This window comes from Candidatus Nitrososphaera sp. 86-2 (genome assembly GCF_056726185.1).
The window spans coordinates 1,990,487-2,002,743 of sequence record NZ_JBWZON010000001.1 but is presented as its reverse complement, the minus strand read 5'-3'; the positions used below and the strand labels follow the sequence as shown (position 1 = coordinate 2,002,743).

Here is a 12,257-nt window from a genome sequence, read left to right as displayed (position 1 = left end):
CAAGGCATATAGCCGTATAACATTGTCTAGTTTTACTGTCGAAAACTTGATATCTATTACTTCTACCTTATTGCCTGTTACGAATTCGTTTATACTTTCGTGGAATTTTTGAGGCAACGAATCCTCAAAAAATAATCTAACTTTCATAGGTAGACAATCATTCCTTTTCTAACTATCCCGGATAATTCTTCGTTGGCCCATAGTTTCGCGTACATGAGCAGAAAAGGTGCCTTCATGATATTATCCTATTCATTTGGTTAAAAGATCTTCTTGCAACGAACTTACCAAACAATGATAAGAGCTATCGAACCATTCGACTTATATAACTTCCTCTCTAAAATTGTGAGAAAAGGTTAAGCACTACAACGAAATAAAATCAGCATTGGCATATGTTTGGCGCAAAGGAAAGGCGACCAGATATTACATCGAAAGACATCTCTCTGCTGATGGACTTGATAAAACAAGAGCGCGCACGTATCATGTCAATCATTGAAGAGAACCCTGACGATCTGGATGTAAACCGCCAGCGAGATCGATTCATTGCTCATCTTGATTCTATTTCTAGGAAACTGAATTCCGCGTCCTAGTCTTACGACAGAACGGAAGCGCGGCACATAATCAGAAAAATCTGTAACGGCACTTTCCTACGGCTAGCTCCTTCTACTCATTGTAGAGAAAAAAAATAGGATCCTCTCCTTCCTAGGCAAGAAAATCTGCAGGCCCACCGTAATGCGTAAAGCTTGGTAGGTGGCTGACAAGCTATTCTTCGACCTCCGCCCTTCCTGTGGAAACGTCAGTCCCTCCGCACAACACCATCTTGTTATCCTCCGCCTTATTGAGCATGCGTACCCTCTGAACAGTTTCACGTTGCAATGGTTCTTCTCGCCCTTGAGCGTCATTATGACCTACGTATTGAATGCATTAAGACTGAGCTTTAAGCACTTTCCAACTAGTCATAATATGCATTATAACCTAGTCACGCGGCACAAAAATGAGCGTGAAAAGGGGGATACTATTTTTACTCCTTGTCGATGAAGTCGTTGGATTAGAAGAATCCTTTTGTTGAAGACGAGAAACCTTTTTGCCTCCTGGCTACATAGAGACAAGTTTCATAGTCTTGGTGCTGGCAGCCACCAGCGCTGTTGCGTGTTTGAGCAATTCCGATACACGATCGACAATATGAGTAAATTATTCTATTGTCTACGCTAATATGCATATAGTAGCCAAATATAGAATCTTCTTAGCTAAGCTTCAGTTATACTGGATAGGGACGACAATATTCGGTACAAGTTCACACAATGACTGGCTTCGCAGGTAACAGGAATGACAAAAATGAAAAGAACCTTTGCGAGAGGCGGATTGTCTCCAGTATTCGTGCGGCTATCTTGGTAACTGCCATTTTAATTACTTCTACAGGCGCGGTCCATGCTCAACAGGCCCAAGCAGCTGTCTCGCCGTCTTCTGCTTCTTATTCTTCATCGTCATCTCCTCAATCCTCCTCATCTTGCAACTGTGTAGTCTTCCGACTCGACGACATCCAGGATTTCTGGCTACATGACGTACAGCTCGCAACGCTAGACACATTTTCCGATAGCGACACCAAAGTGACACCCGGATTAATAATGAATTTTTACGGTCGAGATGAGCCCATCGTAGCGAAAATCGAGCAGGGTAAAGATGCAGGAGTTTACGAACTTGCACTGCATGGCTGGAACCATGTCGACTATGCAAAGCTGCCCCTTGGCGAACAAGAGCAGACACTCGTTGACGCCAACACAAAACTAGAGGCTCTCCATGGAAGCAAATCGAACATCTTTATCACACCGTATAACTCACTGAACGAAAATACCCTGGTTGCCATGAAGGATATCGGCCTTGAAATCGTGTCTGCCGATACCGATCCAGACAGCGGCTTTCTTGCTCCGACATATCCTACCCTTTCATCTTCTTCTTCTTCATCATCTAACTCAGCGCACGGAATAAAGGCGATTCCGATGACTGTTACTTTTATGGATAGGCACAAACCAGTCGGCTCTAACGGCAAAACATTAACTCAGCTAAAGGGAGAGATCGACGCAAGCGTTGCAAGCCATGGATGGGCAGTAATTATGCTTCACCCACAAGACTTTGCAATTTACAAGGATGACACCGACGGCACCAGCAGCAGTAGTGGCAAGCTCATCGCACAAGACGCCGTTAACTCGACACAAATTGCGGTCTTGAAGAGTCTAATAAAACAGCTTGCAACTGACGGTAGGACAATCACGTCATTTAGTGGCGTTGTAAAATTACTTGGAGAAAACACAGAGACATCAGTAGCAGCGGCGCCGGCAACAATAGCGGTGCCAGCGGAACCACCTATTCTGGACACACCAAGGCAGGAAGGCACAAGAAGCGCAACATCAGAGCACATTCTACTCTCTGATCGCATCGTCACTACCTCGAAGCCTGCAGTTGCGATCGCGACCGCATCGCCAACAACAAGAGATGGAATGATCGACAACAACCCAAGCCGATCCGCCTTGGCTATTCGTGCCACTACATCGGACAGTGGAGACGGTACTACCTATGCAGATGAAGTGCACATAAAAGGAGAGAGCACACATGGGCAGGCTGGTAATCCCGACTCTCCCGGCGACCAGTCTTTATGGGGCACCATGCAGAGCCTGCTCTCTGGATTAACCAATCTGATAGCGCATGTGTTTGGCCGATGATTATTTTATAGTGTGTATGTGAATTGCCCGGGCATTACTGCAAAGGGGTGCACACATACACAAAAGCATGCACGCACGTATCCCTGCATATGTCTGCAAAATGTATCAAAACTTGACCTAAACTTTACGGCAATAAGTGAATTTCCGAGCGTAATTTCGGGATCCCAATTTTTTTTATTGTGGTATCATTTGATGTGAGTACAAACAAAGAATTGCGCCGGATAAGAATACAATCCACAACGACAACAACTCTAGCTCCCTGCTGAATCGAGGATCTCTGCAAGATAGAATATTCTATTCTAGTCTATTGCTTATGTGCGTCATTAGCACATATTCTCTGATTCACCTGTTATTGGGGTACCCATCTGCATCTTGAGCCTGTTCTATGCTTATGAAATCGAACCCCGCATTCGGCCTAAAATGGAATTATATCTAATATACAATCTTGAATTCAGGTTTCGTCACTTGGGTAGATGATTTCTTCTCAAACGGCTCGCCGTCCAAACAGAAACGTATGGTTGCTTGCCTAGGCATGTAACAGCCATACCGTCTCGACCCAATTCTGGCCACGCGTTTTGAGGTGTTTTCACGCTCAAATGGTAGGCTTTCGCTTTTGATTGCGGCTCTGTAAAAATAGGATCCTCTTGTTTATGCATGAAGAACTGCAACTCTGTCGTAAACGCTAAAGCTTGGTAGCTGGAGAAAAAACCTAAAAAATAGAGAATTTATCTGGAAGGCAACTCTTGCACAGTAAGAAATATGTTATATCTGATGTTGCATTAGAGTGCAAGAACTCTTAATGCAAAATATTAAACTTTATTATACTGCACTACGATACTCTTTTTAATGGGCAATGGGGCTGATAAGGAAAACATCACGTTTCGGCTTGAACTAGAGACCTTGAGCAAGTTACGAAATGAAGCGGACGAGAAGGGAGTTAGCGTTAATTCCATAGCACAGAGCATATTTGCGGCACATTATCAATGGGCTGCATCTGCTACACAAGCGGGTATGATCCCAGTACACAAGATGGTATTTTTGATGATGCTTGACAAGCTAACAGAGGATGATATTGAGGAGATAGGGCGTCTCTTTGCAGATGTTGGGGTAAAGGATATGACTTTAATTCTAAAGAGGGACTATAGCCTTTCCGCATTCTTGGATGTGCTTGGATTATGGATGAAGTTTTCTGGAATCGCATTTCAAAAGTCTATCTCTCATGATACCCATACGTACACAATATCTCATGAGATGGGAGCAAAGTGGTCTTTACTTCTGTCTACGATGCTCAAGGCGGTTTTTCAGAAGATGGGCGTGTCGCAAACAACCTTTGACAGAACGGATAATCTTGTGATATTCAGGATTCCCCTAGTAGAATTGCGCGCTAAACAATGAATGAAGAAGACCCCTTTGTTATCATGGTTTCAATTCCTCTCCATTGTAGTAATACTTTGATTCTGCTTGCAGTACGATAAGAAAATGCCATCAGAGCTGGCTGCAGAGCCCTCAGTGATTTGACGTACAGGAAGTCTTAACACAATGCAAGATAATTTCTTGCAAATTACTAACGTCGAAAGATACACGAAATTCTTATTTGCAATAAACTGGCGCATTGATTCGTCCTTTGAGCGAGAAAAGCACAAGTGTCACATTTCGCATTCCTAATGACGATTTGGAGACCTTGCGCGCCCAAGCCGATGACGAGAGGCTTAGCGTAAACACCCTCGTAAAAAAAATCCTCCGGCACCATATTACATGGCAACGAACTTGCACGGCAGCCGGATTCATGCCAATTCATCGAGCGATTGCTGGTAAGCTTGTTGATGCCATCGATGAAAAAACTTTAGGAGAAATTGCAATCGAGTCTGCCAATGCGTATGTCGATTCGCTTTTGCTTATGCAAGGTGACGCAGGACTAGAGTCGGCCATTGAACTGCTCATAAGGGAGTTTCGCGCTTCCGGTTTTCTATGCAAGGCATATTCACTTGATGATAAACAAGCAATAAAGGAGAACAAGATTATGATCCAACATGACATGGGTGCTAAATGGTCTGTGTTTTTGAAAGCATATGTTCAGCAAATTATCCACAACACTGGCCATCGAGTGCAGATCGACATCAACCCCAAGTCCATAGTAATTGAAGTTGATACCGACTACTCTGAAATTACAAAAACGTTGCAACAGCAGGGCAGCAAGGACTTTCATTGGCCCTCTTGAAAATGAACTACCAAGATACTACTGAGGATGAACTTTATTTGATACTTGAAAAATATAGTGTAAATGTGCAAATGGTCAGAGAAATGAGTCTTGGCCTTAACGCCCTGAGGGATTTTGTCCATTGCTTGGACAGATTACTTGAATCGGCAGATAGATTAGATGCATTAGAAAAATAAAGCGTCTAAACTTGCAACTCTTCTGCCCAGCTTGACATTCTAATGGTTCTTCTTTCCTTTGAGCGTCATGCTATGAACACGCTGCTTGCATACACATGGAAAATGATCATTTACTTTACGAAAGTGTCGGATTTTCGTGCTCAAGCAAGGGGATCCCTATTTTTATTGCGGCTCTATCGTCGCCGGTGGCTTGCTAGATACCGCGTACGTGACCCACGTCGCCCCCTCGACCTCGTTTGTTATCCTGTTGCTTATACGCTCTATCACTTCGTACGGCAGGCGTGTCCAATCCGCGGTCATGGCGTCAATCGACTCGACTACGCGCACCATGACGACGTGGCCGTACACTCTCTCATCGCCAAGGACGCCTACAGCCCTGTCGTCGCCGACTGCCGCATAAGCCTGCCACACCCTGTCGTAATATCCAGCTGTTTTCAGCTCGTCCTCTACTATCCTGCTTGCGTGCTTGGCGATCCTCGTCTTTTCGGGGGTTATCGCGCCGATTATCCGCACAGCAAGGCCTGGCCCGGGGAACGGGTGCCTCTTTAGCAGCTCGTCGGGCACTTCAAGAAGCCTTGCCACTTTTCTTACCTCGTCCTTGTATAGAAAGCGCAACGGCTCTATTATCTTCAATTTCAGCCACTTTGGCAGGCCGCCAACGTTGTGGTGCGTCTTTATCACGGCGGCGGGGCCCTTTGACACGCCGCTTTCAATCACGTCTGGATACAGCGTCCCCTGCGCCAGCCACTGGAACGGCCCGTGCTTTTTGGCGACTGTCACAAACTCTTTTGCAAACTGGTCGCCGATTATCTTGCGCTTTTTCTCCGGGTCGGTGACGCCTTTCAGCCTTGACAAAAAGCGTTTTTCCGCGTTGACGTAGATGAGGTCGATACCAAGGTGCTCCTTGAACAGCCTGACCACCTCCTCTTCCTCGCCCTGCCTGAGCAGGCCGTGGTTGATGAACACGCAAGACAACTGCTCTCCAATTGCCTTGTGCATGAGCGCCGCGACCGTCGTCGAGTCGATGCCGCCGCTCACCGCTGCAAGCACCCGCTTTTTGCCCACCTGCTCTCTGATCTCTTTAACGGTAGTATCGATAAAACTCTGCATGTCCCACTCGGGCTTTGCGCCGCTTATCTCCTGCGCAAAGTTCTTCAATATCTGCACGCCACGCTCGGTGTGCACCACCTCTGGGTGGAACTGGATGCCGTACATCCTGCTTTCGTGGTTGCCTATTGCCGCAGACTGCGAGTTCTCGGTGTGGCCTATCACCTTGAATCCGTCCGGCACCTCTTCCGCCGCATCGCCGTGGCTCATCCAGCAGTTTATGCTGTTATCTAAATTCTTGAAAAGGTCGGAATTGTCGTCTATCTTTAGACCTGCGCGCCCGTACTCTCTGCTTGCCGCCCTTTTCACTTTGCCGCCAAAGCTGTCGACCAGCACCTGGTGGCCGTAGCAGATGCCCAGTATCGGCTTGCCCATCGAAAACACCTGCCTGTCCGGCTTGGGCGCACCCTTGGCGTATACGCTTGCCGGCCCGCCAGAAAAAATGATGCCCTTTGGATCCATTTCCTTCAAAGTCTTTACCGGCGTGTTGTACGGCAACAGCTCGCAGTAGACATTGGCCTCCCTTATCCTTCTGCAAATCAGGTGGCTGTACTGCGAGCCAAAGTCGAGGACGACTATCTTGTCCATGTTCTGTCAGCTTCCAGCTTTTTCCAGCATCCTAGTGAATACCCACGCGGACGTGTTGAATATCTCTGCCAGGCGCTCCTTGTCGCGATAGTTTGTTATCGTTATCTTTTTTATCATGCCCCCTCCGTCCTCGTCAACTTTGTAGCTCATCACGCCGGATTCCGCAAGAGCTCCCTGCGAAACCCTCTCTGCGTCCTTGGTCTTCATGCCGTCGAGTATCCTGCCGAGGAAGAACGACCGAAACGGGGGCGTGTTGACGCTCAGGCCGACCCCTGGCGCCGGCACTATGGTTATCGAATTTGCAGTGACTTCGGCGTTTGCGAGCACGAAATCGTCTTTGGCCCTCTTTATCGGCCTGACATCTCTGCCCGGGTCAAAGCTTGCCTGCTTGGTTGCAGCCGGTGCAGGTGGCGCGGTTGTTGTTGCCGTCGTCGTCGGCGCCTGCTTTGCAGATGTCGCTTGCGGCCTTGCCGGCTCGCTTGCGATTGCAGCCGCGGCCCTGAAACTGCCCTGCTTTAAAACGCTGTCGATGATGGAAAGCGTGGCTCTCAGCCTCTCCAGCTCTTCCTGCTTGTCTGAAATCTGCTTCATGAGCCACTCGCGGAGCTCCGCCGCGCGCCTGACGTCATCTTCGGAATAGCCGGACATTGTATAGCAAGCCCTCTTGATCCTAAATGGTATAATAGCCTTACCGCCTTTTCTGTTTCTGCTGCTGCCGCTTGTTGAGTTTCAGCACTATCAGGACGGCGACTCCCCACAGCATCGCGGCCGGTATATGCTGGCCAAAGAACCACGCGATGCCCCCCGCCACGGCAAACGCTATGCCGAGTATGCCTGTTGCCTTTTTCTGGCTGACCATGCCCCTAGTAGGGAGAAAAGCCCTTGACCGGTTTTTCAGAGGCGTGGAACAGCTGCGAGCGCGACTGCTTGGCAAGCGTCTCCAGCAGGCGCTTTCCGGCCTGCATCTTGCGCTTTTTCAGCTCCGGGTCCTTGACGTCCTTGTACGCGCTTATGCCGCCAAAGTCCATGCCGACCATCACTATCTTTTTTGCGCCAAACTCTTCTGCCAGAAACACGCACCTGTCGCCGTCCGTGAAACCGCCAAAGTTGTAGACATTGTCGACTGGCATCACCTGCGTCGTGCCTAGAACCTTCTTGAACTTGGGCACGAGCTTTTTCAGCATGTCGGTGTTGTCGCCGTGGGCGTGCACCACCATCACCGCGCCAGACTTGGCCGCCTTTTGCAGTGACGCGGAATCGCCGTCAAGGTCCGTAACTACGATGTCCGGCTTGATCTTGTTCTCCAAAAGCGCCTGCACCGCGCCGTCTGCGGCTATCTTGACAAAACTCTTGTTCTTTTTGATTATCTTGATGTTTTCTGCCAGGCTCGGACCCGCGCCAAGCACGAGCACGCTCTTGCCGGCGATTTTCTTCTGCAAGACCTTGGGCTCTAGCGCCTTTCTCTTTATCATGCCAGAAAGCATCCTAGCCGCCTCCTGGTCCTTCTCTGTGCTGTAGCCAAACTCTGCGCGGATTCCTTGGTAATACGGGAACCAGTCGACGAATTTCACGGAATGGGTTGCGCAGACGTTAATATTAATATCTTTTCTGGTCTGGCCAGACTCGCCTCAACGTTAATAACGGTATCGGGCGCCACACCTAGGCAGGCCGGTCAATGGAACCCAAGATAGAGACCAAGTCGTGGAACCACGAGATTGAAAGCGCGATATTAAAGAGGTGGCAGGACGAGGACACGTACCGCTTTGAGATAAACGAAAAGCCGGCTTTTGCAATAGACACGCCGCCCCCGTACCCGTCGGGCAGGCCGTGGCACATTGGCGCTGCCGCGCACTATGCCCAGATAGACATGATAGCCCGGACCGCAAGGATGTCCGGCAAGAACGTGCTGTTTCCCATAGGCATCGACAGGAACGGCCTGCCGGTGGAGATCTACACCGAGAAAAAGTACAAGGTTCGGATGCGCCAGATGGACAGGCAGAAATTCCTCGACCTTTGCAAGGGCGCGCTTGACGACCTGGAGGCAGAGATGCTGCAGATAATGAAGAACATGGGGCTTTCCGGCGACTTTTCTCACTATTACCGCACCGACTCTGACGAGTACCGCGCCCTGACGCAGGCCACATTTATCGAACTGTGGAAGCGCGGGCTGGTATACCTGGCAAACAGGCCCAACAACTATTGCCCCGACTGCGGCACCACGATAGCAGACGCCGAGATAATCCACGACGACCTGCCTACAAAGCTGGTGCACATGAAGTTCAAGATCGCAAATAATTCCGACGACCAGATAATAATCGCCTCCACCAGGCCAGAGCTTCTCTTTGCGTGCCAGGCAGTGATAGTAAACCCGGAGGACGAGCGCTACCTTGACTACCAGAACAAGAGCGTCGTCTTGCCCCTATACAACAGGGAGGTGCCAGTCAAGACGCACCACTCTGCAAGGCCGGAATTCGGCTCTGGCGCCGTGATGGTGTGCAGCTATGGCGACCAGAACGACGTGCAGGTGTTCCGCGAACTGGGCCTGAAGGAGATTGTGGCGCTCAACGAAAACGGCATAACGACAGAGGCCGCCGGCGCGTACGCCGGCCTGCGCGTCAACCAGGCCCGTACAAAGGTTATTGAGGACCTGAAAGCCGCAAACCTGGTTGAAAAGGAAGAGAGCATCATGCACCGGACCCCCCTGTGCGAACGCAGCAAGACGCCGATTGAAATCATTCCCCTGCACGACTATTATGTAAAGCAGCTCGACTATGTGCCGCAGCTGCGCGACCTTGCAATGCAGTTAAAGTTCCACCCCGAGATGCACAGGCAGATACTGCTCAACTGGCTAGACTCTGTCGCAATCGACTGGCCGGTGTCCAGGAGGCGCTTTTACGGCACCGAGATACCGATATGGTACTGCAACTCTTGCAAGTCACCGCTCCTGCCAGAGCCGGGGAAATACTACCGGCCTTGGAAAGAAAGCCCACCCTTTGAAAAGTGCCCCAAGTGCGGCCATGCGGAATTCACGGGCGAGGACCGCACGTTTGACACGTGGATGGACTCGTCGATAAGCCCGCTCTATGTGACAAAGTTCGGCAAGGACAAAAAGCTGTTTGACTATGCGTACCCGATGGCGCTTAGGCCGCAGGCCAAGGACATCATAAGGACGTGGCTCCACTACACGATGCTCCGGTGCGTGCAGCTGACGGGCAAGATGCCGTGGACCGACGCGTGGATAATGGGCTATGGCGTCGACGAAAAAGGAGAAAAGATGAGCAAGAGCAAAGGAAACGTCATCGACCCGTTCCCGGTAATCCAGCAGTACGGCGCCGACACGTTCCGGTTCTGGTCGGCAAGCGAGGCCAACCTCGGCTACGATTTCCGCTGCTCCGAGCAGCGCATTGCCGGCTCGCAAAAGTTCCTGTCGAAACTGTGGAACGTGGGCAGGTTCCTCTCGTCGTTTGACATTGTGAAAGAGCAGCCGCAAAAGCTGGAGGCGTCTGACAGGTGGATACTTGCCGAGCTTGCAAAACTCGTACAAGAATGCAGGCGCGGATATGACGACTATAACTTTTTCGTGCCTGCAAACGCGATCCGCGACTTTACATGGAACGTCTTTGCCGCCCACTATATCGAGATGGTGAAGGGCAGAGCGTACGATTCCAACCAGCAGGGCCACGCCTCGGCGCTCTACACGTTGCACAGGGTGTTTTCCACAATCCTGCTGTTGCTTGCGCCGATGACGCCGTTCATCTCAGAGGAGCTGTGGAGCAAGATGTATTCAGAAAAAAAGAGCAGCATCCACCACCAGCAGCTGCCGGCCGCCAAAGAAGGCAAGGACGCAGAACTTGCAAAATACACAAAGGCGATAACTGACTTTAACTCGCAGGTGTGGAACAAAAAGAAAGAGACCGTGTCAAAGGAGACGGGAAAACCAATGTCGCTCAAGGACCCGATTGAAATAGCAGTGCCTGAAGAGCTGGCGCCGTTTGCGGCAGACCTTACATCAATGCACAAGCTGATCTCAAAATGATGAAGGCGGTGCCCTTTTACCAGCACGGGTCTGTCGATGTATTGAGATACGAGGATTTCCCGGAACCCGAGCCGGCGAGGGGGCAGGTCGTGATAGAAGTAGAGTACTGCGGCGTGAACCACCTCGACATCTGGACGAGGGCGGGCACGACTGGCAAAAAGATAAAGCTCCCGCATATCTGCGGCTGCGACATCGTCGGCACCGTAAAGAAAAGTGTCGCCGGTTTCAAAGCCGGCGAGCGCGTCATGGTATACCCCGGCGCCAGCTGCGGGAAATGCGCGCACTGCAACGCAGGACGCGAAAACCTCTGCAGCCAGTTTGCAATCATTGGCGGGACGAGCGATTACGACGGCGGGTACGCCGAGCAGGTGGCAGTGCCGGCAGGAAACGTTATCCGGCTTGGAAAAGGGATGGATTCTCAGACCGCGGCGACGCTTGCAGTCTCGTACCTCACGGCGTGGAACATGCTGTCCGCAAACGGCGCGAAAAAAGGAAAATCGCTCCTCGTTTACGGCGCGACAAGCGGAGTCGGCATGGCAACCATCCAGCTTGCCCGCGAGCTCGGCGTCTCGACAATAATCACGACTGCGGCAGGGCCTGAAAAAGCGAAATTCGGAAGCAAGCTTGGTGCCCACCACGTGATAGACAGGAATGAAACAAAGGACACCGCCGATGAGGTAACGAAACTCGGCGGTGTGGACATTGTCGTCGACCATGTGGGCGCGGCGACTTGGCAGGCGAGCATTGCGTCGCTAAAGCCGGGCGGCAGGATGGCGGTATGCGGCATGACATCGGGAAATGACGCGACCGTCCCCGTGCGGATGTTTTACAGCAAGCAGGTGACAATGACTGGCGCGCTGATGGGTACAAAGACGCAGCTGTTGCAGCTGCTAAAGTTCGTACAGGCAAAGAAAATAAAGCCAGTAATCGATTCCGTCTTTCCGCTAAAGGAAGCGGCGCAGGCGCAGGACAGGATGGAAAAGGGCCTGCACGCCGGCAAGATCCTGCTTAACTGCCGCCACCGTTGAGCAGGTCCAGAGTGTCCTTGGCAATGTCCATGGCCGTGTGCGAGTCGATGTTGGGCTCCAGTGTTACGACAAGTGTGTGGCCTGCCATGTAGAACGTCAGGATGGAGACCCTGTCCCTCTCTACGTAGGCAAAGCGTGCCCTTCCAAGCGCGCCGTCGAACCTCTGCCTCATGGACTTGCGGAGCGCAGTCTGCGCAAGGTAAAGCTCCTCGTTTGACTGGTCTGTCAGCGAGTCGATGCCCTTTTTCATGCCACCGGCCACGAGCGCGCCCATGTCGTCAATGACGCCGGCGTACCTGATGTCGTCTTCAAGTGCAAACACCTGGTCGCAAATCTTTGCAAAATCCATGGCGATGTATAGTGAAGCTTGTTTTTCAAACTTTTGCCACA

General features: G+C 50.7%; 10 protein-coding genes. 5 read left to right on the top strand and 5 right to left on the bottom strand.

The genetic code is table 11. The annotated features are described in order from the left end of the window. The first annotated feature begins 1,298 nt into the window (after positions 1 to 1,298). The 3 genes from ACYOR7_RS11945 to ACYOR7_RS11935 all read left to right on the top strand — a co-directional run bounded on the left by ACYOR7_RS11945 (position 1,299) and on the right by ACYOR7_RS11935 (position 4,932). On the top strand, positions 1,299 to 2,714 hold the full coding sequence (locus ACYOR7_RS11945) for a polysaccharide deacetylase family protein (protein WP_294807369.1): 1,416 nt from the start codon (positions 1,299 to 1,301) through the stop codon (positions 2,712 to 2,714). A gap of 846 nt (positions 2,715 to 3,560) precedes the next feature. Continuing rightward, the gene (locus ACYOR7_RS11940) at positions 3,561 to 4,109 is read left to right on the top strand and encodes a hypothetical protein (RefSeq protein WP_479914057.1); all 549 of its coding nucleotides are present in this window, start codon (positions 3,561 to 3,563) and stop codon (positions 4,107 to 4,109) included. A 229-nt stretch (positions 4,110 to 4,338) separates the two neighbouring features. Next, complete coding sequence (locus ACYOR7_RS11935; RefSeq protein ID WP_294807374.1) at positions 4,339 to 4,932, top strand: hypothetical protein; 594 nt, start codon at positions 4,339 to 4,341, stop codon at positions 4,930 to 4,932. A gap of 338 nt (positions 4,933 to 5,270) precedes the next feature. On the opposite strand, the gene guaA is transcribed toward ACYOR7_RS11935, so the two are convergent. From guaA to ACYOR7_RS11915, 4 genes are read right to left on the bottom strand one after another with little or no spacing between them, the layout of a single operon-like run. Then, positions 5,271 to 6,803 carry a glutamine-hydrolyzing GMP synthase gene (gene guaA, locus ACYOR7_RS11930; protein ID WP_479914056.1) on the bottom strand — a complete coding sequence of 511 codons (1,533 nt, stop codon included), beginning with the start codon at positions 6,801 to 6,803 and terminating at the stop codon, positions 5,271 to 5,273. 6 nt (positions 6,804 to 6,809) lie between these two features. Next, positions 6,810 to 7,451 carry a hypothetical protein gene (locus tag ACYOR7_RS11925; protein ID WP_479914055.1) on the bottom strand — a complete coding sequence of 214 codons (642 nt, stop codon included), beginning with the start codon at positions 7,449 to 7,451 and terminating at the stop codon, positions 6,810 to 6,812. 40 nt (positions 7,452 to 7,491) lie between these two features. After that, positions 7,492 to 7,662, bottom strand: coding sequence for a hypothetical protein (locus ACYOR7_RS11920; protein WP_479914054.1), 171 nt, complete (start codon positions 7,660 to 7,662; stop codon positions 7,492 to 7,494). A gap of 4 nt (positions 7,663 to 7,666) precedes the next feature. Beyond that, positions 7,667 to 8,374, bottom strand: coding sequence for a 6-hydroxymethylpterin diphosphokinase MptE-like protein (locus ACYOR7_RS11915; protein WP_294807383.1), 708 nt, complete (start codon positions 8,372 to 8,374; stop codon positions 7,667 to 7,669). A 104-nt stretch (positions 8,375 to 8,478) separates the two neighbouring features. Between ACYOR7_RS11915 and ACYOR7_RS11910 the strand changes: the two genes are divergently transcribed. Together ACYOR7_RS11910 and ACYOR7_RS11905 are read left to right on the top strand one after the other, a co-directional pair. Continuing rightward, the gene (locus ACYOR7_RS11910; RefSeq protein WP_479914053.1) at positions 8,479 to 10,839 is read left to right on the top strand and encodes a valine--tRNA ligase; all 2,361 of its coding nucleotides are present in this window, start codon (positions 8,479 to 8,481) and stop codon (positions 10,837 to 10,839) included. Beyond that, positions 10,836 to 11,867: a zinc-binding dehydrogenase gene (locus tag ACYOR7_RS11905; RefSeq protein ID WP_479914052.1), complete on the top strand. Its 1,032-nt coding sequence runs from the start codon at positions 10,836 to 10,838 to the stop codon at positions 11,865 to 11,867. The genes ACYOR7_RS11910 and ACYOR7_RS11905 overlap by 4 nt, the downstream gene beginning before the upstream one ends. Here the strand turns inward: ACYOR7_RS11905 and ACYOR7_RS11900 are convergent. Then, positions 11,848 to 12,216 carry a DUF6659 family protein gene (locus ACYOR7_RS11900; protein ID WP_479914051.1) on the bottom strand — a complete coding sequence of 123 codons (369 nt, stop codon included), beginning with the start codon at positions 12,214 to 12,216 and terminating at the stop codon, positions 11,848 to 11,850. The two genes, ACYOR7_RS11905 and ACYOR7_RS11900, sit on opposite strands and share 20 nt — an antisense overlap. Positions 12,217 to 12,257: the final 41 nt, after the last annotated feature.